Source organism: Aestuariivivens sp. NBU2969 (assembly GCF_019931125.1).
Lineage (GTDB): Bacteria > Bacteroidota > Bacteroidia > Flavobacteriales > Flavobacteriaceae > Aestuariivivens > Aestuariivivens marinum.
Genome location: NZ_JAIOUU010000001.1, coordinates 15379 through 42074, shown reverse-complemented (window position 1 = coordinate 42074; position 26696 = coordinate 15379). Strand labels below are relative to the sequence as shown.

Genomic DNA, 26696 nt, shown 5'->3' with positions numbered 1-26696 from the left:
TTAACAATGCTCGTTATTTCATATACTTCCCTTTCTTACTCCCCTCATACATCACATACTTTACTAAGCGGGCCTCCAGCTTTGCATTAAACAGTTGAATTTTTCTTGAAGGCCGTAAGCCTACATGTTTTAACGCATCTAAATTGCTGGTAATAAACCATGCATCGGTACCCGGGTAGCTTTGTTTTAATGTATCTCCTATGCTTTTATAAAAATCCTGCATATCGATATTCAAACGTTCACCATAAGGAGGGTTAAACACCATATGCAATTTTTGGTCGCCTCCCTTTTGGGTTTTAAAGAAATCTTCATGCTGAACATGTATAAAATCCTCCAATTGGGCATGCTTTATATTCTCTTTGGCTTTAGCCACTGCACTGGGTGCTTTATCATAGCCTATAATTTTATAATGAAAGTCCCTTGTTTTCTTTAAAAGCGAGTCTTCAATTTTTTCAAACAAATCGACATCCCAATCTTGCCAACGTTCAAATGCAAACTCTTTGCGCATCAAATTTGGTGGAATGTTACAGGCTATCATCGCCGCTTCAATAAGCAGGGTGCCACTACCACACATGGGATCCATAAAATCACACTGTCCATCCCAACCAGACAGCATAATTAATCCAGCTGCCAATACTTCATTTATAGGAGCAATGTTTGTAGCCGATTTATAGCCACGCTTGTGCAAGGAGTCACCAGAAGCATCTAAGGACACTGTACACGAATGTCTGTCAATATGCACATTAATTTTTACATCCGGAAATTTTAAATCTACATTGGGTCTGTGTCCTGTAGTGTTTCGAAACTTATCAACTATAGCATCCTTTGTTTTTTGAGCAATGAAAAGGGAGTGTTTAAACAAATGTGAATGCACCGTAGCATCGATGGCCAAGCTTCCTGTAGCACTTAAGTATTGTCCCCAATCCATCGCATAAATATTGTTATAGAGATCTTTTTCATTATTAACGGAAAAGGTTTTTATGGGTTTTAAAATTTTAATGGCTGTACGCAACCCTAAATTAGCCTTGTACATAAAGCCTTTGTCACCGTAGAACGACACCATACGCGTCCCTTTTTGTATCTTTTGGGCTCCTAGCTGTAATAGCTCATTGGCCAATAGCTCCTCAAAACCAAATAAGGTTTTGGCGACCATTTTAAAATTTTCTTCCATATCTTAATTCGAATAGGTTGCAAAAATAATGTAATTTTACGGCAAACATAAAAATTACAAAAATATAGGTTAAGGTAGAAGCGGCATCCCCCGAACTTGTTTCAGGGATATAGTGGAAAGCCTTACCCGCACCGATAGTTATCGGGGCGAGGGAACTACCAAAATATTATGACCAACAAAACTACAACTTGGTACACCTCTTGGTTTGATACACCATATTACCACATATTGTACAAAGATAGGGATGCCACTGAAGCACACGCTTTTATGGACAACCTAACCAATTATTTGAATATTCCAATTGGGGGCACGATTCTAGACCTGGCTTGCGGTAGGGGTAGACATGCACGTTATTTAAATAAAATAGGTTTTGATGTTACGGGAGCTGACTTAAGTGAAAACAGTATAAATTTTGCAAAAAAATACGAAAACCATAGATTACGGTTTAAAGTACACGATATGAGCCAACCGTTTGGAAAGGAATTCGACGCCGTGTTTAACCTATTCACCAGTTTTGGTTATTTTGAAAATGATGCCAGTAACCTTAATACCATTAAAGCCATTAAAGGCGATTTAAAAGCATACGGTTTTGGTGTTATTGATTTCATGAACAGTACTCGGGTTATAGATAATTTAGTGCCTGAAAACATTAAAGTAGTTGATGGTATTGAATTTAGATTAAACCGATATGAAAAAGATGGTTACATTTTTAAGGACATCCTATTTGAAGTGGACGCTAAGGTATATAAATTTACCGAACGCGTAAAAGCCTTTACTCTTAGCGATTTTGAGACCCTTTTTGATCAAGCTGAAGTAAATTTATTGGAAGTTTTTGGTGATTATAAATTACGTAAGTTCGATGCCAAAACCTCTGACCGTTTAATCATGATTTTTAAATAATACATTTCTATGAGCGATTATTTATTACCCTTTTATGCAGTAGTTCTTGGTGTACTAATAGCAAGTATTATAAAAAGCAAAACATCATGGAATGTAAAACTGTTACTTTCCTTTAGTGGTGCTTTTTTATTGGCCCTCACCCTTTTTGAATTGCTCCCAGAAGTTTATCATCATTTAGAGGCTAAGCTCACTGGGCTATATATTATGTGTGGTATTTTGTTGCAGATTGTATTGGAACTGTTCTCAAAGGGTGCAGAACATGGGCATGTACACTTACGCAAAAATGAAACGGTTTTCCCTTGGTTGTTGTTTATAAGCCTTTGTATCCATAGTTTTTTAGAAGGTTTCCCAATACACGAGCATAACGATATGGTTTACGGTGTACTCATCCATAAAATCCCAATTGCTACACTTATAACCGTGTTTTTACTACATTCTGAATATAGTAAAATACAGATTGCCTTTTTTCTATTGGTATTTGCGGTAATGACACCATTAGGTACCTTAATATCCAATAACTCTACTGCTATTGCAGATTATTCCCAAATTATCAATGCTGTGGTTATAGGTATCTTTTTTCATATTTCTACCACCATTTTGTTTGAAAGCAGTGACGGACATAAGTTTAACCTTTCAAAATTCATTGCAATTATTCTTGGGGTCGCAACAGCTTATATAATCTAATGTTTAGCAAGGAAGAATCGCGCTTATTACGTCAGGAATTTTGGATTAGCTTTGGAAAATCCTTTCCACAAAAATGGATTTTATACAATACCAAACTCAAAGGTCTAAGCTTTAAATTTCATTTTGACACAAAAAAAGCACTGGTAGCCTTGGATTTAGAGGACGATTTGGAACACCGCATAAACTACTGGGAAAAGTTAGTCGCTTTAAAATCAATTCTGCTGGACAACTATCTACCTAACGCAATTTATGAAGAGGCCTATATTTTAGACAATAACAAAGAAATTTCCCGTATTTATGTACCATTGGAATTAAAAGCCTCCATTCATAATAAAAACTCTTGGCAACAAGTGATGGTATTCTTTAATGATACCATGACTTTATTTGAAGCCTTTTTTTTAGAATATAAAGAAGTTATTGAGGGGTAAGACTATACTAACTTCTCATTGCGTATAACAAAACAAAAGACAAAAACTTGTTGGTATCACTCTACTTATCATACATATCCCTTTTTAAACTTTTATTTATTAAATGAAATAACTAGATTTACTTAACAAAACCTATTTAAGTGGATTCTAAAACGATTTCAAAAGGTATTTTAAGGGCAATAGCTATTATAGTTGGTATTTTATTGGTCCTTTATTTTCTTTTCAAAATACAATCGGTTATAGGCTACATTGCCATAGCAGTAGTAATTTCGCTTATTGGAAGGCCTATTGTATTGTTTTTACAGCGTCGTTTAAAATTTAAAAACACCATTGCAGTAGTTGTTTCAATGCTACTGCTTTTAAGTATTTTCATTGGTTTGATGGGACTATTCATTCCGCTCATCATTGAACAAGGCCACAATTTATCCCTTTTAAATATTAATGAACTGCAAAGTAATATTGAACATTTATATTCAGAGATTGTTGGTTACTTTAATTTACATCAAATTGACGTAGAACAATCCTTAAAGGATTCTAACCTGCTTTCAAAAATAGATTACTCTGTAATCCCAAATTTTTTAAACTCGGTGGTTAGTGGTTTGGGTAGTTTTAGTATTGGATTATTCTCAGTATTGTTTATTTCGTTTTTCTTTTTAAAGGATAGTAGATTGTTTGAAAATGCAATATTAACTTTAATACCAGACAACAAGGAAACACGTTGGGAAACCTCTTCAGCCAAAATAAAAGATTTACTGTCCAGATATTTTGTAGGACTCATTTTTCAAATTTTAATCCTTTTTATCATCTACACTATAGGTCTATTCATTATTGGTGTAGATAATGCAATAGTTATTGCATTTTTGTGTGCTTTACTTAATTTAATCCCTTACGTTGGCCCCCTCATTGGAGCCTTTTTAATGCTAACTTTAACAATGACCAGTAGTTTGGACCAAAGTTTTAGTGAAGTTATTATGCATAAAACATTATGGGTACTTTTGGTTATAGCCATTGGACAGCTAGTTGATAACTTTTTTAGTCAGCCAATTATTTTTTCAAAGAGTGTAAAATCGCACCCGTTAGAAATATTTTTAGTAATACTTATTGCTGGGATATTGTTTGGTGTTTTGGGCTTGATTATAGCAGTACCTGCCTATACTTCGATTAAAGTTATTTTAAAGGCCTTTTTATCGGAAAACAAGATTGTAAAAAAGCTAACTAAGGATTTATAGTTTTTTTGAATAAATCAATTTTAAATACTGAAATTCAAGAATTCATTAAAGAGAATTTAGATTATAGTATCAATAAAATTCTCTTAAAAGGCACCTCTTTTGAAGCTGTTGAAACTAGAGACATTATAGAGCAGATTGAAGCCAAAAAACGAAGTAAAAAAAAACTCCCAACATGGTTTAATTGCAAAGGCATTTATTATCCCAATAAACTTAACATAGAGCAAACCTCATCTGAAATTACCGCAGCATATAAATCAAACTTAATAAAAGGAAATTCCTTAATAGATCTTACAGGTGGCTTTGGTGTAGACTGTCTATATTTTTCCAAGTGGTTTAACAACGTAGCACATTGTGAATTAGACACACACCTTTCTACTATTGTAGCCCACAACTATAAACAATTAGGGATAACCAATATAGAAACACATGCTGTAGATGGAATTAGTCATCTAGAAACTATCACTGAAAAGTTTAATTGGATTTACGTTGACCCCTCCAGAAGACATGATTCTAAAGGAAAGGTTTTCTTTTTAAAAGATTGTTTACCCAATGTTCCAAGTCATTTGAATTTACTCTTTCAGCATTCCAAAAACATTATGATTAAAACTTCACCGTTACTTGATATATCTGCAGGTATAAATGAATTAAAGCATGTTAAGACCATTCATGTTGTAGCAGTAAACAACGAGGTTAAAGAATTGCTTTGGATTTTGGAAGACGGATTTAAGGACAATATTTTAATTAAAACCATTAACTTAAAAAAACTAGGAAAAGAAAAATTTGATTTTTTATTTGATTTTGAAAAATCGGCTGAAACAAAATATAGTAATCCACTTACCTATTTATACGAACCCAACAGCGCCATATTAAAAGCAGGTGGCTTTCATTCTGTTTCAAATAAACTTAACCTTTATAAACTGCATCAACATTCTCATTTATACACCAATGATAATCTGATTGATTTCCCAGGGAGAGTATTTAAAATTGAAGCCGTTTTGCCTTACAGTAAAAAAGAGTTAAAAAAAACAAATATCACAAAAGCCAACATCACAACAAGAAACTTTCCTGAAAGCGTAACACAAATAAGAAAAAAACTAAATATAAAAGATGGTGGAGACCTCTATCTCTTTTTTACTTCCAATTTAAAGGGTAAAAAACTCGTTATAATAACCCGAAAAGTCTAACACAAAAAAGCGTTCAAAAAATGAACGCTTCTTAACCATCAATCAGTATTAATTTAAAACTGGAGATCTGAAACCAAATCAAATTCATCGTAAATCGCTTTATCTTTCAAATTATCGAAAAAGCTTGTAGAACGATATCTTACATCATATTTAGACCGATCAATCTTTAATGATGCCGTAGCCTTACTGCCATAAACAGACATAGTGAAGGTAATCGGGTTTGTAATACCCTTAATGGTTAAGTCGCCCGTAACGGTGTAGGCATTTTTCCCACTAGATTCTACATTCGTGAACACTAATGATGATGTAGGATGATTTGCTACACCAAAAAAATCATCAGACTTTAAGTGCCCCTCCAATTTCCCTTTGTATTCACCTTGTAAATCATTAACGGTAATAGACTTCATATCAATTACAAATTCCCCTCCTACCAATTTATCTTCTTCAAAAACCAACTCACCAGATTGAATTGCTATGGTTCCATGGTGAGAACCTGTAACTTTATAACCTTTCCATACAACTTTACTCTCTTCAATTTTAATGGCTTTAATTTCCCTTTTTAATGTCGTAAAGGAAAATGATACAAAGGCCACTAATACTAATACTGTTTTAATTGAATTCTTCATTATTCTATTCTTTTAATTTTAGTAAAAATTTTGTGTTACAAAGATCTAAAGTATTGACGTTAATAAAAATGAACTAGATTATGAAATTATATTAAACTAGTTTAATTATAATTGAATGAAAATTGAGAAACGGCTAATTATTGGTCTATTCCAAAGCCAACTGGCTTTTAATTTTGCTCAAAAATTCCTTTGTAATACCAAGGTAAGAAGCCACCATGTATTGTGGAATACGCTGTTCAATTTCAGGGTATTGCTCCTTAAAATAGAGATACTGATCTTTTGCCGTTAAACTAAAGTTCCTAACAATTCGTTTCTGTGAGGCCACAAATGCTTTTTCAATTATTTGTCTAAAAAAACGCTCCAACTTCGGGATTTTAACATAAAGGTCTTCTATGGTGTCATAAGAAAACATGACCAGCTCGGTATGTTCCAAGCATTGAATATTAAAATCGGCCGGCGTTTGGGTTATAAAACTTCCCATATCTGAAGCCCACCAATCTTCAATTGAAAACATGATGATATGTTCTTGTCCTTCCCCATCTATATAGAATGTTTTTGTACAACCAGACAATACAAAACATTCATGTTTACAAACATCACCTTGCTGTACAATATATTGTCCTTTTAAGTACCTGCGAAAACGTATGAATGATAATAATATGTTTTCCTCTTCAGGTGTAAGTAAAACATACTTGTTGATATAATCGATAAGTGGTTGAGCCTTTTGTTTGTTCATGCTTATCTGTAAATTTTAGACATTACCCAAGTATACAACCCATTTACTTTTTAATTTACAGAGACAAAAGTTATTTAATTAATAAGTATAAAAAAGATTTTCAACCTTTATCTTCTGGGTCTAAATAGTTTGGTACCCCGTTACCGTTTGTATCATCATTTCTTGGATCTCCATCTCCATCAATATCTTCATCTTTAGTTAGAATACCATCACCATCATCATCGTTATCTGCATAGTCTGGTATGGAGTCCCCATCTGTATCATCATCTGCAGCATCCGTTAAATCCTCAGTATTTACAATAAACTCACCATCACCATTCAAATCTTCAAGATAAGATAGAATACCATCTCCATCATGGTCATTTTCAAACATTTGTACCAATTCAAACTTAAAAATAATTGGACTGTAGGCAGGTATTGCTGAAGTAGCATTTGAAAAATAACCCAATCCCGAAGGTAAAAACATAACACCTAATCCTGTATTTTTATAATCTACAGTACCATCTCCTACTTCAAGAAAGGATTCTGCAACATTAAATGTAGGTATTACTTTTCTCCAACCTGGAATAAGCGAAACCAAATCGAAATCGACAGGTGTACTTGCACTATCAAAAACCTCCCCACTTAGTAAAAAACCTTCATAAAATATTCTAACTTCATCCGCAAATGTGGGAGATTTGATACCGCCACCTTGGTTTAACCTTAAAATATAAACTTTATAATCTGTTTCTGCATAGACCAAATCGTTAGTTTCAATATCATCCATTAACCGTTTATGTCCCGTTGGTATACTTTCACCATCTTCTAATTTAGTAATTACAATATCTGAAAGACTAGGGTCTTCTAATCCAGCTAAAACTTCGGAATTATAATAATGATTGTTTAAATATTCAACAAGAGAATCATTGTCTGCCATTTGCTGCTCTGTACGATCCCTAACTTCAACAGGAGTTATATCTGAACCATTATCATCTTTTTTACAAGATACAATACCAATTAAAGTACATAAAACAACTAAAGCTAATCTTTCTATTTTCATCAATTTAAAATTTTTATTTTAGGTGAAATGGTAACAAATAAAATTTTCTGCTTAAATTAACCCGTGCGCTTCATCAAAAAACTCAATCCTTTCGACGGCATGCAAAAAATTAAATTTGTTTTTGCTCATTTCATATGATATGTTTTTTAGTAGTGAAAAAGTAACAGTCGTGAACTAAATAATGATTAATTTATTTATAACCGTTTCATTATTGTTATTTTTGAGGCGCAAGATACAATTTAAATATAATTTTGCACAACAACATTAACGTAGTTTTTAGACTAAATAATATGCGTATAGACAAGTATTTATGGTGTGTTAGATATTTTAAAACAAGATCACTAGCCACTGCCGCTTGTAAAAAAGGTCAAGTAAAGATAAATAAAGACGTTGCCAAACCCAGCAGGGAAGTTTACCCACAGGATAAAATTGAAATACGTAAAAACCAAATAAATTATACGTTTATCATTAATGATGTTCCGGACAACAGGGTTGGTGCAAAATTAGTGGATATTTATAGGACAGACACTACCCCAAAAGAAGCTTTTGAAGCCCAGGAACTATTACAGTTTGCAAAAGATTACTATCGTAAAAAGGGTGTTGGACGACCAACTAAAAAAGATAGAAGGGATATTGATAATTTTACTGAAGAAAATGAGTAATTTTATAACTTAAATCAATTGCACGGGAATGACTATTAAAAATAATGTGATTTTACATCACGATGACATTAAAAATAAGATTAGAAGAATTGCTTATCAAATTTATGAAAGTAATATCAATGAAAGTGAAATTATTATAGCTGGTATAGCCAATAATGGTGTTTTGTTGGCAAAAAAAATAAAAAAAACGCTTCAAGATATATCTAATATTAAACCCATACTTTGTGAAGTTCATATGGACAAAAAAAATCCTAGAACAGAAATTAAGACTTCTATCCCGCCTTCAGAATATATAAATAAGTCTTTGGTTTTAGTTGATGATGTATTATACTCAGGTTCAACCTTAATATATGGTGTAAAGCATTTTTTAGATGTACCTTTAAAGCAATTTAAAACAGCTGTTTTGGTAAACAGAAACCATAAGCAATATCCTGTTAAAGCCGATTTTAAAGGTATTTCATTATCAACATCCTTACATGAACACGTTGAAGTGATTCTCGAGGGCAATAATTGCGAGGTAATTTTAGAATAAATTCGCAACCAATTCTTCAACAATATCGTTTTCCGCTTTATTATCAGTTGAAAGTATCAGATTTGCTTTATTGTAATAGGCAACACGCTCAAAAAGATGTTTACCTATAAATTCAATTAGCGACTCATCGGTTTCGATATGTGCAATCAATGGGCGTTTGCTCTTTTCTGTCTTTAATCTTTCAACCAAGGTATTAATAGATGTCCTTAAATAGATGCTCTTAGCATTTGAATTCAATACTATATCCATATTGTCTCCAAAACAAGGCGTACCTCCACCCAATGATAATACGATGTTATTTTTTGATTGCAATAATTCCTTTAAATAATGGGTTTCCTGTTTTCTAAAATAAATTTCACCCTTGGTTTTAAAGATATTTGAAACCGGTTTATTTTCAGAAGTTTCTATGTAATCGTCTAAATCGATAAAATCATAGTTCAGTTTTTCAGCCAACATTTTCCCAATGGTAGACTTTCCAGATGCCATATACCCTATTAAAACTACTATCATTTTACGGTTACAAATTGATTATTAAAAACATAGAATAAAGTGATGCAAAAAAACGAAAATTAATTCAAAAAAAGCATTGTTTTATAGATTAAACATTTTATATTTGCACCCGCATTACGGAAGGTACTGCGAAAGACCGGGTAGCTCAGTTGGTAGAGCATCTCCCTTTTAAGGAGAGGGTCCTGGGTTCGAGCCCCAGCCCGGTCACTGGAAATTTTTCAAGATAATTTAAAAAGCCTGAAACTTAATGTTTTCAGGCTTTTTTATTTTCTTCATGTTTATATTGATATCAATTAAACGTATTTTGTAGAATCAATATTCCGTGAATCCTTACTTTTTATAAAACCATTCACCAATTAGTTGTAAATTTATAATATATAACACTAAATCAATCATGCATTTTTAGTCTTTATTACAACTAAAAAGGATCAATAACACATTAATTAACAACCTCTAACTTTCTTTATTAAAGCTAATGCATCTTTTACATCTTGTTGAAGTTTTTTAAAATTTTTAGCGGCAATAATGGTCTTAGTTATTAGCTGTGAGCCCATTCCCACACAAGTTACACCTGCATTGAACCAGCCCTTTAGATTATCCTCTGTTGGAGACACACCTCCAGTTGGCATGATGCTCGTCCATGGTTGGGGTCCCTTGACACCCTTTACGAACTGGGGACCATAAATATCTCCTGGGAACAATTTTACGATTTCACAGCCCAATTCTTCTGCTCGTGCTATTTCCGTAAGGCTACCACAACCAGGGGACCATAATACCTTTCTTCTGTTACATGCTATGGCAATATCTTCCCTTAACACGGGTGTAACAATAAAATTGGCTCCTAAAGCCATATACAAACTCGCTTGGGCAGCATCGGTAACCGAACCCACACCCATGATCATCCCTGGAAGTTCTTTTATGGCATATTTGGCAAGTTCTCCATATACTTCATGTGCAAAATCCCCTCGTGCTGTAAACTCCAACAAACGTGCCCCACCATCATAACAAGCCTTTAATACCTTCTTGCTCAATTCTAAATCACTATTGAAGAACAGGGGAACCATTCCCGTATCCTTCATCACCTGAGCCACTTCAATTCTTGTATATTGTGCCATTGTTTTTTTAAATTAGCTTTATTTTATTTTTAGGTTTATCGTGCCACACGCCCCGAGGCATCTCCCCCCATGAGCTTTTCCACTTCAGCTACGGTCACCAAATTGGCATCTCCCTTAATGGTATGCTTCAAACAGGATGCCGCCACGGCAAAATCCAATGCGTTTTGATCGTCTTCCGGATATCTCAACAAACCGTAAATCAATCCACCCATAAAAGAATCTCCTCCTCCAACTCTATCAACTATATCTGTAATCTGGTACTGGCGTGTCTCAAACAAGGTCTTTCCATCATAGAGTACACCTGCCCAAGTGTTATGTGAAGCTGAAATGGATCCTCGCAAAGTGGTAATTACCTTCTTGGCCTTTGGGAACTTCTTCATCATTTGTTGGCATACCGACAAAAAGGCTTCTGCTTTAACGTTGTGCCCTTCGGTCTGTACACTAATCCCCTCTGGCTTAATCCCGAAGTGCATCTCTGCATCTTCTTCATTACCTAAAACAATATCACAATATGAGGTAAGCTCTGTCATAATGGACTCTCTATGAGCCGCATCACAATACTTCCATAACTTGGCCCTATAGTTCAAGTCTGTTGAAATAGTAATACCTTTTTTGCTAGCCACTTTTACAGCCTCCAAGCAAACATCTGCAGAACCTTGAGATATTGCAGGTGTAATCCCCGTCCAATGGAACCATTCCACACCCTCAAAAACTTCATCCCAATCTATCATTCCCAGTTTGATTTCAGACATCGCCGAATGTGCCCTGTCATAAACTACTTTACTGCCCCTTGACACGGCTCCAGTTTCCAGAAAATAGATACCCAATCGGTCGCCACCCCAAATAATCTTGTCCACACCCACACCTCTTTTTCGCAGCTCCATCATCGCACATTCACCTATATCATTCTTGGGTAAACGTGTTACAAAATCCACCGGAATCCCATAATTGGCCAACGATACGGCTACGTTAGACTCACCACCACCATAAACCACATCAAAACTACTGGCCTGCGAAAACCTTAAAAAACCTTCTGGAGCCAATCGTAACATGATCTCTCCGAATGTGACTACTTTACTCATTCTATTTTATTAGTTAATCTGAATTATTTTATTTTGTGCCAAATATATTAATTTCCATAAAAATGAGATCAGTCGTATCCTAAACTATTGCTATTATTTTATTACTATTTACTTCTCTATTTAAAAAAATAAAATTAGATATTTAAAAACATATACAAATCCCACTATATTGTATCTGCAATATTTAGAAAAAACACAAGACCAATTACAATAAAAAAGTTAACTATTATTGCTTAACTTTTTCTATTTTTGCTGCTTTCTATTTTTGCGCACGTGGCGGAATTGGTAGACGCGTTAGGTTGAGGGCCTAATGACCACTTAGGTCGTGGAAGTTCGAGTCTTCTCGTGCGCACTTTAAATTATTGTTGTTTTGTATTCAACTGCCTATAAAATGTATAATAATTAGCATTTTGCGGGTACAAATCAACCAGAGTTTTTGCCATTTTTTTGGCTTTTTCCATTTGATTGTTTTTTGAGTAGGCATAGGCCAAAATGTATAGCATACTTTCATCTTGTGGTGCTTTTTCAAATCCCCTCTTAGCTGTTTCTAAAGCTTTATCAAAGATTTTAATTTTATCGTATAACAAACTTAAATTATAATACACCCTTAGATTGTCTGGCATATACCTTATGGCCAATTTCATTTGCCCAATGGCCTCTTCAATTCTATTTAATTCTGCCAATAATAAGCCATAAGAATAATAAGTAGGTCCATATTCGGGTTCCTGCTGTATAATGGTTTTAAAGGCCTGTTCGGCATTAATAAACTCACCATTTCTATAATAAAGATTTGCTAAATTGGTTCTTATAATATTGTTTAAATTATCTATTTTCAAGGCTGCCTCATACGATTTAATAGCTTCAGATAAATTAGCTTGTTTTAAATAATAATTACCTTGTTTTACTTTACCCCCAGAAAAATCGGAAGTGACTTCTAAGCTAGTTTCAAATTCCACCTTCACTTTGCTGTATACCTCTTTATATGGCTCTGGCACAAGTGCCTCATCCAAACTTCCCAATGCAAAGAAAGCTTTGACCCTTACCGAACGTTTAGAATCCTTCAACAAGGGTAAAAAATAATTGTTATAGTCATTTGTGTTTATTTCACCCAAAACATCCAAACTAGCCCCCTTAACCAGTGGTGAATCATCATTCAAAAAGTGCAATAAATTATCTATTACCGCGGGATCATTATAATTAACCATCGCTTTAACCGCAGAAGCTCGTGCTATTTCTGGATATATGGTATCTTTAACCAATGTTTTCAAATGTTTAAAACCATCGTCACCACCCCTTAAACCAGGTAATAGCAAATCGGAAAAATGTTTCTTTTTCGGCTTCCCATATTGCTTAATATAGGCACTCCAAGCCCATTGGTTGTCTTTATCTTTATGGCACTGGGTACAGGCATTAGGTGTGTCGTATTTAAGGCTTTGGTCTGGCCTTGGAATTCTAAAACTATGGTCGCGCCTAAAGTCGTTGCCCATGTAATACCTTCCTATCATATGACAATTAATACATTTTGAACTTTCCGTACCCATAGTATGAAAATGGTGACTGGGACTATCGTAAGTTTCAGGTAAATGACACTGGGCGCAAAGTTTATTACCTTCAAATTTAAGTTTTAATGAATGAGGGTCATGACAATTGGTACACGTTACACCATTATGGTACATTTTACTCTGCACAAAAGAACCATAAACATAGTCTTCATCTAAAATTTGGCCATCCGGATAATAAATGGGTTCTGCTATTAATTGTGGAAAATAATGATCTAACATACTTCCTTCAAAATTATAAAATTCTGAAATCTGTTCCCTTCTCATATGACATCTGGCACAAGCATCTACTAAAGCCTTAGGATTAGTATGGGAAGTCATTGTAAGGTCGCCGGAGAACTTGTAACTGTTGCCTAATGCCTTAGCTTGTTCTACATGGGTTTTCCCAGGACCATGGCAGGCTTCACAATTCACATTTATAATAGCATATTTGGTATTGTAACTGGACGCATTTTCATTATAGTTTTTCCTAACATTAGTGGAATGGCAATCGGCGCACATGGTATTCCAATTTAAGCCCCCCCTAGACCAATGTAACCACTCGGAATGCACTACTTTAAAATCGGGATATAAATCAAACCACTTTTTTTCTTGTGTATCCCAAGCCGTTCTTAAACATTGGTAATGGCCATTAGGAAATTTAACGATGTACTGCTGCAGTGGTGAAACACCAAAAGTATATACTATTCTATAGTCATGATAGTTACCATCTGGTCCTTCGGTATTAACAAAGTACTCATTATCCCTTTTAAAAAATTGTGTGGTTATACCTTGGCTGGTAAATTTCACATTATTGAAATCACCTAAAATGGTGGTGTCCAAAGCTATTTGCATGGCTTTATCATGATGGGAGCCTTTCCAATAGTCATGCTCTTTAGCATGACATGTTTTACAGGTTGCATCCCCAAAAAAATGATTGTCAGGAATTAAATCAGTTGATGTAAATACAGTCTTATTCAATTCATCAACAGTAACGTATTGATCTACTTTATTCTTGCAAGAAGTTATAATAACCAATAGTGATAATGTTATTATTGGTTTATAAAAAATGTTCATTCTTAGAATTTTCAATACCAATCTCTATTTAATGTGTTAATATCTCAATAAATCAGATCCAAAAAACACCTGCTTTTGTAAATAGAAACAAAGAAAAACAAGTTTGACAGATAAAACAAAACTAAATACTGATATGCCTGTAATATTTCTATTGCTAAAAAAATCAACTTTTCAATTTGTAAAATTAAGTTCAAAAATTTTGAGAATGTATGACTATTAAATTCTTAGGAATTAAAGGAAAAACGTCCTAAAGTGTATAGTTTTAATTTGTATTAGGCGAGTAAAATGACTAATTACTGCATTTTATTTTATAGATATCAATAAATATTTGTAATTTTGTTTAAAAATAACAAATAAAAGATGAACAATATTCAAGTTAATTTTAGCATCAAGGATCTTGAAAATCTTACAGGCATTAAAGCACACACTATTAGAATATGGGAAAAACGCTATAATTTGTTAAGTCCCAATCGCTCTGAAACTAATATTAGAAATTATAGCAATGCAAGCTTACAAAAGCTTTTAAATATATCTTACCTTAATAATAATGGTTTAAAAATATCAAAAATTGCAAGTTTAGGCGAAGAAGAAATACCAATTAAGGTTAGAGAAATAGCTTCACGATCTAAAGTTGAAGATCATGGTATTAATGCTTTTAAAATGGCGATGTTAAATTTTGATCAAGTATTATTTTACAACACCTATAACAACTTAATTGAAAACAAAACATTTAACGAGATATTTTATACTGTTTTTCTACCTTTACTAAATGAAATTGGTCTGCTATGGCAAACCAAAACCATTACTCCAGCACACGAACATTTTTTGTCCATACACATAAAGCAAAAAATTTTATTGAACATTGAACGTTTACAGAGTTTAGAACCCAAACCCGTAACAAAAACTTATGTTCTTTTTTTACCAGAAAATGAGATTCATGATATTGGCCTGTTGTTCATTAATTATCAGTTACGAAGTAAAGGTTTTCATTCTATTTTTCTAGGTGAAAGTGTCCCTATGGAAAGCCTTCTTGATCTTCATGACTATTATGACGATATTACCTTTATAACTTATTTTACAATACAACCTGAAACTGATAAAATTCCAGATTACATTAATGATTTTAATGAATTACTACTTAAAAAAGAAAACTCAAGATTACACATATTAGGACCTAAGCTAAAAGACTTAAGTAATTTTAGCTTACCTTCCCATAAAGTTTCCATTTACAATTCCATTGAAAATTTAGTTGATGATTTTTAATCTCGATTTGTTTTTGTTTAACTTTTAATTATATTTGTTAAACATTATGAAAAAATCAATTGCAGTAATAGGATCTGGATTCTCTTCTCTTTCGGCGTCATGCTATTTGGCAAAAGCTGGATATAAGGTTACTATTTTTGAAAAAAACAATAACATTGGTGGTCGCGCCAGACAATTAAAAAGAGATGGTTTTATATTCGATATGGGCCCTACTTGGTACTGGATGCCAGACGTTTTTGAACGTTTTTTTGCAGATTTTGACAAAAAACCTACCGACTATTATACCTTAGAAAAGTTAAATCCTGCCTATAGTATTTATTTTGGAAAGAATGATTTTATCACCATTGAAGATACCTTAGAAAAAATTACCGCTGCATTTGAAAAAGAAGAGCCCGGAAGTTCAAAAAAGTTGCAAAAATTCATACGAAAAGCTAAAAATAATTACAATATTGCCATAAAGGATTTGGTGTACAATCCAGGAATGTCACCCCTGGAGTTAGTTAACACGACAACAATAAGAAATCTAGGTCAGTTTTTAGGTAACATAAAAAAAGATGTTAGAAAAGCTTTTAAAAATGATCGATTAGCGAAAATTTTAGAGTTTCCTGTGCTATTTCTTGGAGCTAAACCAAGTAACACCCCTTCTTTCTATAGTTTTATGAATTATGCTGATTTCGGTCTTGGCACTTACCATCCTCAAAAAGGAATGTATCAAGTCATTTTGGCTTTACAAAGCTTAGCCCAAGAACTGGATGTAAAAATTATAACCAATGCTCCCGTTGAAAAAATTATTGTAGAAAAAAACTGTGCCAAAGGTTTGGTTTGTTCAGGAAAAACATATGATTTTGACATTGTTCTAAGTGGTGCCGATTACCATCATTCTGAAACACTTTTGGAACCAGAGTTCAGACAATATTCCGAAACATATTGGAATAAAAAAACCTTTGCACCTTCCTCCCTATTATTTTATGTTGGCTTTGATAAAAAAATAAAGAATGTAAATCATCACACTTTATTTTTCGATACCGACTTTAACACGCATGCCCAGGCTATTTACGATAATCCCAAATGGCCTGAAAACCCCCTTTTCTATGCCAGTTTTCCTAGCATAACCGATTCCCATTTAGCACCAGAAGGCAAGGAAGCTGGTATCTTTTTAATTCCCCTGGCACCAGGTTTAAAGGATACCAACATTTTAAGGGAGCACTATTTTAACGAAATAATAAATCGTTTTGAGTTCTTGACCTCTCAGGATATTAGAAAAAATATTATATTTAAAGAGAGCTATTGTGTAAACGATTTTGTAAAAGATTACAACTCATATAAAGGAAATGCTTATGGTATGGCCAACACCTTATTACAAACTGCCTTTTTAAGACCTAAATTGAAAAGTAAAAAAATTAAACGTTTATTTTTTACGGGTCAATTAACAGTTCCTGGTCCTGGAGTACCACCCTCCTTAATATCAGGGAAATTAGCAGCAAATTTAATCATTAAATACCACGGTTAAGCTTATGAAATATATTTTTGATAACGTTTCTTATAAGTGCAGTAAAATAGTTACCAAAACGTACAGCACATCGTTTTCTTTGGCCACTAAAATGCTCTACAAATCCATTAGAAGTGACATTTACAATATTTATGGTTTTGTACGCTGTGCAGACGAAATTGTGGACTCTTTCCATGATTATGATAAAGAAACACTTTTTAATAGGTTTTCGAATGATTTAGAAAATGCCTTACGAGATAAAATTAGCCTAAACCCTATTTTAAATGCTTTCCAACTTACCTACCACAAATACAATATAGATAAACATTTAGTGGATTCATTCATGGCAAGCATGCGTTTGGATTTACATAAAACTAATTATTTAACTGATGAAGAATATAAAGCTTATATATATGGATCTGCGGATGTGGTTGGCCTTATGTGCTTAAAAGTTTTTGTTAAAGGAGATAACAATGAATATGAAAAACTCAAGGATGCTGCTATGGCACTTGGTTCTGCGTTTCAAAAGGTTAATTTTTTAAGGGATCTTAAAGCAGATTTTGAAGGACTTGACCGAACTTATTTCCCAAACACCGATTTAAAAAAATTAAATGAAACTTCAAAAAAGGAAATCATAGAAGACATTGAAAATGATTTTGAAAAAGGGTTAAGCGGTATAAAAAAATTGCCGATTGAAGCTAAATTTGGTGTGTTTATGGCTTACAGGTATTATAAGCAATTACTAAAAAAATTAAAAAAGACTCCAGCCCTAGAAATTAAAAACACCCGTATTAGAGTTTCCAATCATAAAAAACTGGAGCTGTTAATGCGTAGTTATGTAAAATATCAATTAAATTTAATGTAAATTAAGTACATGCAAACACTTATTTGGATACTTGTTTTTTTGGGCACCTATTGCTTTATGGAATTTATGGCATGGTTTACCCATAAGTATATCATGCATGGGTTTTTATGGACCCTGCATAAAGACCACCATTTAAAGGATCATGATAGTTGGTTTGAACGCAATGATATTTTTTTCGTATTCTACGCTGTGGTTAGCATTGGTTTTTTATTACTATGGAAGTATCAAGACCTCTGGGCAGGACTACCAATTGGGTTAGGTATTTTTTCCTATGGACTTTCCTATTTTTTGGTTCACGACATCTTTATACACCAGCGCTTTAAACTCTTTAGAAATGCTAACAACTGGTACGCTAAAGGAGTTAGGCGTGCACATAAAATTCATCACAAGCACTTAGGTAAAGAAGATGGTGAATGTTTTGGTATGTTGTTTGTTCCTTTTAAATATTTCAAAAAATAACGGATGAATTACCTCTATCTGTTATTAAATTTAGGATCAATATCCATCCCTTTCATCTTCAGTTTTCATCCCAAATTAAAATTCTATAAGCTTTGGAAACCCTTTATAATAAGTGTACTGGCAGGTATGGTTGTATTTATTCCTTGGGATATTGCCTTTACAATTAATGGCTTTTGGGGGTTTAATAGCAATTATCTTTTAGGTATAAATCTATTTAACCTTCCAATTGAAGAATGGTTGTTCTTTATATGTATACCTTATGCCTGCGTATTTACGCATTATGCTCTTTTGTATTACTTTCCAAAAATGGAGTTATCTACCAAAACAACTAAAATGCTTAGCTACATTTTTATTATTGGCTTTACTGTAATGGCATTATATAATTACAACAGATGGTATACCTTTATAAACTTTAGCATTGCTGCTATATTGTTACTAATCGTCCTTAACAAAAATTTAGACTTACTCAAAGGATTTTACCTAACCTTCTTAGTTATACTAATCCCATTTTTTTTAGTCAATGGTTTGTTAACAGGAAGTACAATAAAAAATGAAGTGGTTTGGTATAACAATACTGAAAATTTAGGTATTAGATTATTTACTATACCCATTGAAGATGTTTTTTATGCCTTCTCACTTATTCTTTTATGCTTGTTTATAATGAAACTTAAAGAAAGATCAGCATTGCAATACTAGTCATTAACAACATTTACTGAGTTTCCGCTAATATAAGCCTTTAAATTTTCGACAGCAATATGCATTAAGCGTCGTCTAGCCTCTATAGGTGCCCAAGCAATATGTGGTGTGATAATACAGTTTTTTGCTTTAAGCAGAGGATTATCTTTACTAATAGGCTCATTAGATACTACATCAACAGCAGCATTGGAAACTCTACCAGAATTTAATGCACTAGCCAAATCTTCTTCTACAACCAAACCCCCTCTTGAGGTATTGATAAGCATAACACCTTCTTTCATTTTTTCGATATTATGCTTATTAATAATGCCTTTGGTATTTTCAAAAAGTGGACAATGTAAACTTATAATATCCGATTTGGCAAACAACATATCAAGTTCAACATATTTACAGCTATCTGTTTCCATTTCTGGTTTTCGGCTTCTACTGTGAAATAAAACTTTTAAACCGAATGCTTGTGCTAACTTTGCCGTAGCTTGACCAATACGACCAAAACCAATAATACCAATTGTTTTACCATTAAGCTCAATTAAAGGTGAATTCCAAAAACAAAAGTCAGGAGCCGTAATCCAATCACCATTTTTAACTGCTATGTTATGGTCACCAACATGGTGAGACATTTCCAGCAGTAAGGCCATTGTAAACTGTGCAACGGCATTGGTACTATATGCTGGAACATTAGTGACTGTAATGCCAAGCTCTTTAGCCGCACCAACGTCCACGACATTATAACCTGTGGCTAAAACACCTATATATTTTATATGCTTACACCTAACGAGAACAGCTTTAGGCATAGGTGTTTTGTTAGTAAAAACAACCTCAGCATCTCCAATATGATCTAAAATCGCCTCATTGCTATATGGTGTTCTATCATAAACTTTTAAATCTCCATAATGTTCTAAAGCATTCCAGCATAAATCACCAGGGTTTAATGTGTATCCGTCTAAAACTACTATTTTCAAAATATCTTTTATTTGTTTTGCTAAGCAAACTAATAAAAAGTATAGGTTTTAAAAAAAATATTTAATCCAACAAATCTTAAATAATAAATAAATGCTATCGTTTTGGAAAATAAATATCGTCTCTTTACAGTAAAAAACTTAATTTTGCGCTCAACTTATACGCAATGAACCCATCGGCTACAGGTTGGATAAAAAAACTACTAAGAATAACTATCAGCAATACTGATTTTTTAAATGCAGACAAAGACACTTTTTATACTGCATTAAGATCATGTGGTTTTATCTTTGGTAGCAACCTCAGTATTGTTGCTAATATAATTGAAAAACACGATCTTTCGGAAGATGAGATTTGTAAGATCAACTTGACCATTGCTTTTTTGTATACTCATCATAACGTAAATCCTAAAATAGGTTTTGTTGACAGTGTTTTACAATTTTACACAGCCATAAACGAGTTAAAAACTTCTTTTTTTGATGGCATATTGGGAAGAAAGTCCTCTAATGTACAGCTAGAAAAAGTAATACATAAACGCATCCATATAGACCATAACGCACTAACAAAAAACTTCAACTATTTTATAATTAATGCTTTGTTGTTTGTTGATATTCTTGCTTATAAAAAATTTTTAAAAGAAGGCATTATATCAATAGACTACATTAAACAATTGGAGAAAGCCATAGAAGCCATTGTTTTAAATGCAATAGACGCCAAAACCAAAAAAAATCAATATGATGAAAGTTTAATAAAACTTTTTGAATCTTCAATACGCTATCACGATGCAAAACCATTGAAATACGTTTCAGCCATTGACTTAATTACAACAACCTTAGAAAAATATTATGTTTTGGACCTCACCTGTATGGCCAGTTGGAGTGACAGGGTTATTGATACCAATGAAACTAAGTTTATTTCAAAATTAGGAAGCGATTTTAATATAGTACCTTATAAAACAAAAGAATCGATCGCATTTGTTAATTCGTTTTACACTAAGCATAAAAATGAAATTGCCTTATTAAGCTCTAAAAATATTGTGCAGAGTTTTTATGACAACTCAAGTAAAATGGTTAGCAAACTTATTTCTAGAAATAGTAAGCGATTATACAAAGAATTAAAGGACAGTAAAGAACTGCTGATATTATTAACTCATTCAACCCATAGGGAACTCAACCAGGAAGAACAAAAAAAGGTACAAGAACAGTTGTTGGATATTTTTAAATCCATCCCAAGTTTGGCCATCTTTATATTGCCAGGAGGGGCCTTATTGCTTCCCTTGGTTATTAAATTTATTCCAAAACTACTCCCTTCAGCATTTGATGAAAACCGAATTGAAGACTAATTTAACTACCTATTTTCCTAGCAAGTCTTTGAGGGCCGGTTTTAAATAATTATAATTATAATGAAATCCCTTGTCTTCAATTTTCCTTGAACTCACACGTTGGCTTTCAAATAAAATGGCATGCATTTCCCCTAACAGCCATTTCATAAAAATCTTAGGTATGTTAGGCAAAAATAAAGGTCGGTTTAATCTTTTGGCAATGGCCTTAACTAATTCTTTATTGGTAACAGGGTTGGGAGCGACTCCATTATAAATACCAACTAAATTATACTCAAGAATGTAAACAAACAGTTTTACTAAATCTTCAATATGTATCCAAGATTGCCATTGTTTCCCTGAACCAAATGCAGCACCAAAACCAAACTTAATAGGTTGAGCTATTTCTTGCAACGCTCCACCTTCCTTTGAAAGCACAAGCCCTATACGAACCTTAGCAACATTTATATTTAATTTTGAAAATTCATTTACAGCTTGCTCCCATTGCTGTACAACAGCACTTAAAAATGTTTTACCAAAATGCTTAAAGCTTTCATCGTAATAATTAACCAAGGAATCTGGATATATGCCAATAGCACTTGCCGATATCACTTGTTTAATGTTATGGGATTCACCTTTTAAAGTATTGATGAGTAAATTTGTGGTAGTGACCCTACTAGAGATAATTTCCTTCTTATAGTTAGGTGTCCAACGCTTAGCAATTGATGCTCCGGCCAAATGAATTATGGCATCAACACCTTTAAAACATTGTTTATCTATATCTTGGGTCTTAGGGTTCCAATAAAAACCTTTATAATTATTACCATATTCTATCTTAGAAATACTGGTTGTTAAGTAGTTTACATCTATTCCTCTTTCATGACATTGTTTAACAATACCCTGTCCTATTAGCCCTGTTGCTCCCGTTATTAAAACCCGCATTTCTATTTTTTTATAAAGTTACAAAATAGGATATGGGAATACCAGCAGTTTATCTTAGGTTTAACACATAACCTCTTTAATATTTTACTGCTCTAAGCATTTCACGTTTACCAGGCGGTCCAGGTAATTTTTCAACCTTAAAACCTACACCTTGCATGGCTCTACGCACACTACCTTTAGCTGAGTATGTCACTAAAATACCGTTAACCTTTAAAGCATCGTACATTTTTTTAAAGATTACTTTAGTCCATAAACCAGGTTGCACCCTAGCACCAAACGCATCAAAGTAAATGATATTGAACTTATCCTCATCATCAATAGTTTCAAAATATTTTTTCTGCTTAGCTAATGAAAAAAAGGAATCAATGTTGTGACGTTCTTCCCAAGAAATACTATGCAGCCCTTTAAAAACGGCATCACCTCCTTTCACATTTAAAGCTTTCGGATAATTAAGACTTAATACTTCATCTATCTCAACTGGAAAAGCTTCAATACCCATATAATCAATTTTTATCTTTAGTTTTTTAGCTTCTAATAAGGTTATAAATGCGTTTAAACCAGTACCAAAACCCATTTCAAGTATGGCAATATTAGAATTTGAGTTTTCAAATTCTTGCCCTGACCGCTCTGTAACTGAATGATAAAAGTAATGAAGTCCATGTTTTATAAAAACGTGGTACGCTTCCTGAATAGCCCCATGCTTAGAGTGGTATTGCTCGTTCCATTCGGGCAGATGAATGGTTGTCGAACCATCTGCCGTTAAAATAATTTTCCGCTTCACATTATTGTTTTAAAAGCACACCATCTGCCTCAAATGCAAATATCCTTTTGGGTTCGGTAATTGCTTCAATTTCTTCTACAGTTTTCCCCGCATCTTTAGCATAATGTCGAAGATCGTCCACAGACTGTTCTTCTAAATAAGCCAAACCATTAACAATTACAGTTTCTCCCTTTATATCTTTTGGAACAAAAAAACCATAATCTTTAAATTTTACCATCACCTCACTTTGGTCGTCCAGTTTCAGTGTCATCCAACAGCCTTTGGCCTGACAAACATTGGTTACAGTAGCTATCATTTTAGAGTTTATACTATCGCCTACTTGCATTTTGTTAAAATGAGTCGCCATAGATTTTGCTGCAATGGCATCATCTGAAATTATTACTTTGCCAAAAGAAGCATATTCTGTAGTTGACATATTTTTATTAGACCCTTGGTTTTGTTCTTTGTTCTTACAGGAATTTAACAATAGAGCAGCAATTAACCCAAGCAGTAATGACTTCATAATAGGAAAACTTTAATTTTAAGTGATTTGTGTAAATATACCCCTTTTTTAAAAACGTTTTTACTTAAATTTGTTTCGTAAATAACAGAGCTATGAATAGTATAACTAATACTATAGAGGTTATAAAAACAAGTGCCTCTAAGATTAACGATGTAGATTTTGATAATTTAAAGTTTGGCAGTGTCTTTTCGGATCATATGTTGGTTTGCAATTATAAAAATGGTATATGGGAAGTACCCAAAGTGTTACCCTACCAAAATATTTCATTAGATCCTTCGGCTAAGATTTTCCACTATGGGCAATCGGTTTTTGAAGGCATGAAAGCCTATAAAGATACTAATGATGATGTCTGGTTATTTCGCCCGTTAGACAATTTTAAGCGTTTGAATATTTCTTCAAAACGATTGGCCATACCAGAACTACCAGAAGCTTATTTTATGGAGGGCTTAAAAACCCTACTTAAGGTAGATAGCGACTGGATTCCAAAAAACGCAGGCAGCTCCCTTTATATCAGGCCGTTTGTATTTGCCTCCGGAAACGGATTTCATGCCTCGCCTGCCGATGAATATAAGTTTATAATTGCAACCGCGCCTTCAGGATCTTATTTTTCAGGAAAGGTTAAAGTTTTAATAGAACAAACATATTCCCGTTCTGCTAATGGTGGTGTAGGTTATGCCAAAGCAGGAGGAAACTATGCCGGACAATTCTACCCTACACAATTAGCCATTGAAAAGGGTTACCAGCAAGTGGTTTGGACAGATGATAATACCCACGAATATATTGAAGAAGCTGGTGCCATGAATATTTTTGTGCGTATTAACGATACATTAATCACTGCACCTACCAGTGATCGTATCTTGGACGGTATAACCCGTAAAAGTATAATAGAGTTAGCTCAATCTGAAGGCATCCCCATAGAGGTTAGAAAACTATCCGTTCATGAAGTCGTTGAAGCAGCTGAAAATGGTGCCTTAAAAGAGATGTTTGGTGCCGGTACTGCCGCTGTTGTTTCTCCAATATCTGGATTTGGTTACAATGGTACCGATTATGTGTTACCAGTGTTAGACGACACCTATGCCAGTTATTTAAAAAAGCGAATTACCGATATACAAACTAACAAAACTGAAGACCCATTTGATTGGCGTTATAAAGTTGATTAGGAAATAAATAGAGAAACCTGTAGTCTTCTCTATTTATTTTTCCAATATAGATTGAATGTTGGGTTTGAAGTAATTGGGCCCTTTTAAAACTTTACCATCCTCCCTGTAAATGGGCTTGCCATCTTCTCCCAACTTACTCATATTACTACGCTGTATTTCATCAAAAACTTCTTCAATTTTATATTGCATACCGTGTTCTATAATAGTTCCACATAAGATGTAAAGCATATCCCCTAGGGCATCGGCAATCTCAACTAAATCGTCATTATTGGCTGCTTCTAAGTACTCTTCATTTTCTTCTCGCATTAAGTTAAACCTTAGCATATTTTTTTCTAAACCTAAATTTGCTTTTGGCGTTTCCCGATGGCCAATTTTAAAAGCGGTATGAAATACTTTTACAGCCTCAATTTTATTCTTCATATATATTTACGATTTCATTAAATTTGCATAAAAGTAACTATATGTTCAGTAAAGGTCAAATCATTTTTGGAGTTTTATTTTTTATTGTATTTGCAGTAATTATCGCCTTTACCTATAGAAAGGACCTAAAACTTCATAAACGCTTTTATTCAGGAAGCATCTGGATTCTTATTGCCTTTATTGCTTTTATTTTATTTATAGTTGCCATAAAATTCTTTTTTAAAGCTTAACAGAATCAATATATAACCTAAAAATATAATGAAAGTATATCAGGCTGATAGAAACCGCTATGATGCCATGACCTATAAAAGAGCTGGAAAAAGCGGTGTACTTTTACCTGCCATTTCCTTGGGATTATGGCATAATTTTGGGCATAATGATGATTTTGAAAATGCACAACAAGTTTTGCGTTGTGCATTCGATCTTGGTATAACACATATAGATTTAGCCAATAACTATGGCCCTCCACCAGGCTCAGCCGAGGAAAACTTTGGTAAAATATTGAACTCCGACTTTAAATCGCATCGTGATGAACTTTTTATCGCTTCTAAAGCCGGTTACTTAATGTGGGAAGGGCCTTATGGTGAATGGGGTTCTAGAAAATACTTAATTGCTAGTTTAAACCAAAGTCTAAAGCGTATGGGTTTAGACTATGTTGATGTTTTTTACCACCACAGGCCAGACCCCAATACCCCTTTAGAAGAGACCATGGGTGCTTTGGCTGATATTGTTAGACAAGGAAAAGCATTGTACGTTGGCATATCTAATTACAAACCTAACGAAACACAAAAGGCTGCAGAAATTTTAAAAGCATTAAATGTTCCTTTTATTCTAAATCAAGTACGATATTCCATGCTTGATAGATGGGTTGAAGAAGGACTTTTAGATACCCTAGAAACTAATGGTATAGGAGGCATTGCTTTTTCTCCTTTGGCACAAGGCATGCTTACCGATAGGTACTTAAATGGGATTCCCAAAGATTCTCGTGCTGGTAGCAGTTCTATCTTTTTAAATGAAGGCACAGTTAACAGTAATCTTGAAAAAATAAAACAACTAAACCAAATTGCTTTAAATCGTGGACAAAAACTATCCCAAATGGCTATTGCCTGGATATTACGACAACCCCAAATATCCTCTGTTCTTATAGGTGCCAGCTCTACCAACCAATTAAAGGAAAATGTAAAAGCTTTGAATAATTTAAATTTTAGCGAAGAAGAGCTCAATCAGATTAATACTATTTTAAAATGATAAAAATTAACACCATACAAAACATATTTCCTTACCTACCATCGTTGTTAAATTATTATAGTTTTTAATATCCCAATATTTTG

The 26696-nt window shown here is 33.5% G+C and carries 28 protein-coding genes and 2 tRNA genes; 17 read left to right on the top strand and 13 right to left on the bottom strand.

The window, feature by feature from the left end:
• Positions 1-13 precede the first annotated feature (13 nt).
• Positions 14-1171 carry a class I SAM-dependent RNA methyltransferase gene (locus K7G79_RS00230; protein WP_223548039.1) on the bottom strand — a complete coding sequence of 386 codons (1158 nt, stop codon included), beginning with the start codon at positions 1169-1171 and terminating at the stop codon, positions 14-16.
• 168 nt (positions 1172-1339) lie between these two features.
• On the opposite strand from K7G79_RS00230, the gene K7G79_RS00225 reads away from it, so the two are divergent.
• From K7G79_RS00225 to K7G79_RS00205, 5 genes are all read left to right on the top strand, one after another.
• Entirely contained in the window at positions 1340-2071 is a 732-nt protein-coding gene (locus tag K7G79_RS00225; RefSeq protein ID WP_223548038.1) for a bifunctional 2-polyprenyl-6-hydroxyphenol methylase/3-demethylubiquinol 3-O-methyltransferase UbiG, read from the top strand.
• A gap of 9 nt (positions 2072-2080) precedes the next feature.
• Positions 2081-2755, top strand: a complete 675-nt coding sequence (locus K7G79_RS00220) for a ZIP family metal transporter (protein ID WP_223548036.1) — start codon at positions 2081-2083, stop codon at positions 2753-2755.
• Complete coding sequence (locus K7G79_RS00215; protein WP_223548034.1) at positions 2755-3183, top strand: DUF4268 domain-containing protein; 429 nt, start codon at positions 2755-2757, stop codon at positions 3181-3183. Before K7G79_RS00220 ends, K7G79_RS00215 begins: the two co-directional genes overlap by 1 nt.
• A gap of 140 nt (positions 3184-3323) precedes the next feature.
• Positions 3324-4412, top strand: coding sequence for an AI-2E family transporter (locus K7G79_RS00210; RefSeq protein WP_223548032.1), 1089 nt, complete (start codon positions 3324-3326; stop codon positions 4410-4412).
• Between the two features lie 5 nt (positions 4413-4417).
• Complete coding sequence (locus tag K7G79_RS00205; RefSeq protein ID WP_223548030.1) at positions 4418-5596, top strand: class I SAM-dependent methyltransferase; 1179 nt, start codon at positions 4418-4420, stop codon at positions 5594-5596.
• 53 nt (positions 5597-5649) lie between these two features.
• On the opposite strand, the gene K7G79_RS00200 is transcribed toward K7G79_RS00205, so the two are convergent.
• The 3 genes from K7G79_RS00200 to K7G79_RS00190 all read right to left on the bottom strand — a co-directional run bounded on the left by K7G79_RS00200 (position 5650) and on the right by K7G79_RS00190 (position 7997).
• On the bottom strand, positions 5650-6222 hold the full coding sequence (locus K7G79_RS00200) for a YceI family protein (protein WP_223548028.1): 573 nt from the start codon (positions 6220-6222) through the stop codon (positions 5650-5652).
• A gap of 145 nt (positions 6223-6367) precedes the next feature.
• Positions 6368-6958 (bottom strand): Crp/Fnr family transcriptional regulator, encoded by a 591-nt coding sequence (locus K7G79_RS00195; protein ID WP_223548026.1) that lies wholly within the window; start codon positions 6956-6958, stop codon positions 6368-6370.
• A 100-nt stretch (positions 6959-7058) separates the two neighbouring features.
• Entirely contained in the window at positions 7059-7997 is a 939-nt protein-coding gene (locus K7G79_RS00190) for an FKBP-type peptidyl-prolyl cis-trans isomerase (RefSeq protein WP_223548025.1), read from the bottom strand.
• Positions 7998-8287: 290 nt separating this feature from the next.
• Here K7G79_RS00190 and K7G79_RS00185 point away from each other — a divergent pair, with 290 nt between their 5' ends.
• Both K7G79_RS00185 and K7G79_RS00180 read left to right on the top strand, forming a co-directional pair.
• Complete coding sequence (locus K7G79_RS00185) at positions 8288-8659, top strand: RNA-binding S4 domain-containing protein (RefSeq protein WP_223548023.1); 372 nt, start codon at positions 8288-8290, stop codon at positions 8657-8659.
• Positions 8660-8687: 28 nt separating this feature from the next.
• Positions 8688-9191, top strand: a complete 504-nt coding sequence (locus K7G79_RS00180; RefSeq protein ID WP_223548021.1) for a phosphoribosyltransferase family protein — start codon at positions 8688-8690, stop codon at positions 9189-9191.
• Here K7G79_RS00180 and K7G79_RS00175 read toward each other — a convergent pair.
• Entirely contained in the window at positions 9183-9701 is a 519-nt protein-coding gene (locus K7G79_RS00175; protein WP_223548019.1) for a shikimate kinase, read from the bottom strand. The two genes, K7G79_RS00180 and K7G79_RS00175, sit on opposite strands and share 9 nt — an antisense overlap.
• Before the next feature lie 134 nt (positions 9702-9835).
• Here K7G79_RS00175 and K7G79_RS00170 point away from each other — a divergent pair.
• Positions 9836-9908: transfer RNA gene (locus K7G79_RS00170), tRNA-Lys, on the top strand.
• Between the two features lie 236 nt (positions 9909-10144).
• Here the strand turns inward: K7G79_RS00170 and K7G79_RS00165 are convergent.
• Together K7G79_RS00165 and K7G79_RS00160 are read right to left on the bottom strand one after the other, a co-directional pair.
• Positions 10145-10816 carry a bifunctional 4-hydroxy-2-oxoglutarate aldolase/2-dehydro-3-deoxy-phosphogluconate aldolase gene (locus K7G79_RS00165; RefSeq protein ID WP_223548017.1) on the bottom strand — a complete coding sequence of 224 codons (672 nt, stop codon included), beginning with the start codon at positions 10814-10816 and terminating at the stop codon, positions 10145-10147.
• Between the two features lie 35 nt (positions 10817-10851).
• Positions 10852-11898, bottom strand: a complete 1047-nt coding sequence (locus K7G79_RS00160; RefSeq protein ID WP_223548015.1) for a sugar kinase — start codon at positions 11896-11898, stop codon at positions 10852-10854.
• A 267-nt stretch (positions 11899-12165) separates the two neighbouring features.
• Between K7G79_RS00160 and K7G79_RS00155 the strand changes: the two genes are divergently transcribed.
• Positions 12166-12250: transfer RNA gene (locus tag K7G79_RS00155), tRNA-Leu, on the top strand.
• Positions 12251-12257: 7 nt separating this feature from the next.
• Here the strand turns inward: K7G79_RS00155 and K7G79_RS00150 are convergent.
• On the bottom strand, positions 12258-14513 hold the full coding sequence (locus tag K7G79_RS00150; protein ID WP_223548014.1) for a tetratricopeptide repeat protein: 2256 nt from the start codon (positions 14511-14513) through the stop codon (positions 12258-12260).
• Positions 14514-14873: 360 nt separating this feature from the next.
• Between K7G79_RS00150 and K7G79_RS00145 the strand changes: the two genes are divergently transcribed.
• From K7G79_RS00145 to K7G79_RS00125, 5 genes are read left to right on the top strand one after another with little or no spacing between them, the layout of a single operon-like run.
• Positions 14874-15776 carry a MerR family transcriptional regulator gene (locus K7G79_RS00145; RefSeq protein ID WP_223548012.1) on the top strand — a complete coding sequence of 301 codons (903 nt, stop codon included), beginning with the start codon at positions 14874-14876 and terminating at the stop codon, positions 15774-15776.
• 46 nt (positions 15777-15822) lie between these two features.
• Complete coding sequence (locus tag K7G79_RS00140) at positions 15823-17286, top strand: NAD(P)/FAD-dependent oxidoreductase (protein ID WP_223548010.1); 1464 nt, start codon at positions 15823-15825, stop codon at positions 17284-17286.
• Positions 17287-17290: 4 nt separating this feature from the next.
• Positions 17291-18130, top strand: coding sequence for a phytoene/squalene synthase family protein (locus K7G79_RS00135; protein WP_223548008.1), 840 nt, complete (start codon positions 17291-17293; stop codon positions 18128-18130).
• A gap of 9 nt (positions 18131-18139) precedes the next feature.
• The gene (locus K7G79_RS00130; RefSeq protein WP_223548006.1) at positions 18140-18589 is read left to right on the top strand and encodes a sterol desaturase family protein; all 450 of its coding nucleotides are present in this window, start codon (positions 18140-18142) and stop codon (positions 18587-18589) included.
• 3 nt (positions 18590-18592) lie between these two features.
• Positions 18593-19285 (top strand): lycopene cyclase domain-containing protein, encoded by a 693-nt coding sequence (locus K7G79_RS00125; protein ID WP_223548004.1) that lies wholly within the window; start codon positions 18593-18595, stop codon positions 19283-19285.
• Here the strand turns inward: K7G79_RS00125 and K7G79_RS00120 are convergent.
• A complete protein-coding gene (locus K7G79_RS00120) occupies positions 19282-20247 on the bottom strand; it encodes a D-2-hydroxyacid dehydrogenase (protein WP_223548002.1) in 966 nt (321 codons plus the stop codon). The genes K7G79_RS00125 and K7G79_RS00120 overlap by 4 nt on opposite strands.
• A 164-nt stretch (positions 20248-20411) precedes the next feature.
• Between K7G79_RS00120 and K7G79_RS00115 the strand changes: the two genes are divergently transcribed.
• Complete coding sequence (locus K7G79_RS00115) at positions 20412-21584, top strand: LETM1-related biofilm-associated protein (RefSeq protein WP_223548000.1); 1173 nt, start codon at positions 20412-20414, stop codon at positions 21582-21584.
• Between the two features lie 9 nt (positions 21585-21593).
• Here the strand turns inward: K7G79_RS00115 and K7G79_RS00110 are convergent, their stop codons facing one another.
• The 3 genes from K7G79_RS00110 to K7G79_RS00100 form a co-directional block, all read right to left on the bottom strand.
• A complete protein-coding gene (locus K7G79_RS00110) occupies positions 21594-22502 on the bottom strand; it encodes a TIGR01777 family oxidoreductase (RefSeq protein ID WP_223547998.1) in 909 nt (302 codons plus the stop codon).
• A 76-nt stretch (positions 22503-22578) separates the two neighbouring features.
• The gene (mnmD, locus tag K7G79_RS00105) at positions 22579-23283 is read right to left on the bottom strand and encodes a tRNA (5-methylaminomethyl-2-thiouridine)(34)-methyltransferase MnmD (RefSeq protein ID WP_223547996.1); all 705 of its coding nucleotides are present in this window, start codon (positions 23281-23283) and stop codon (positions 22579-22581) included.
• Between the two features lies 1 nt (position 23284).
• On the bottom strand, positions 23285-23785 hold the full coding sequence (locus K7G79_RS00100) for a DUF4920 domain-containing protein (protein ID WP_223547994.1): 501 nt from the start codon (positions 23783-23785) through the stop codon (positions 23285-23287).
• Positions 23786-23877: 92 nt separating this feature from the next.
• On the opposite strand from K7G79_RS00100, the gene K7G79_RS00095 reads away from it, so the two are divergent.
• Positions 23878-24945, top strand: coding sequence for a branched-chain amino acid aminotransferase (locus tag K7G79_RS00095; protein ID WP_223547992.1), 1068 nt, complete (start codon positions 23878-23880; stop codon positions 24943-24945).
• A gap of 33 nt (positions 24946-24978) precedes the next feature.
• Here K7G79_RS00095 and K7G79_RS00090 read toward each other — a convergent pair whose 3' ends face one another.
• Positions 24979-25365, bottom strand: coding sequence for a nucleoside triphosphate pyrophosphohydrolase family protein (locus K7G79_RS00090; RefSeq protein ID WP_223547990.1), 387 nt, complete (start codon positions 25363-25365; stop codon positions 24979-24981).
• 258 nt (positions 25366-25623) lie between these two features.
• Between K7G79_RS00090 and mgrA the strand changes: the two genes are divergently transcribed.
• A complete protein-coding gene (gene mgrA / locus K7G79_RS00080) occupies positions 25624-26613 on the top strand; it encodes an L-glyceraldehyde 3-phosphate reductase (protein ID WP_223547985.1) in 990 nt (329 codons plus the stop codon).
• The last annotated feature ends 83 nt before the right edge of the window (positions 26614-26696 follow it).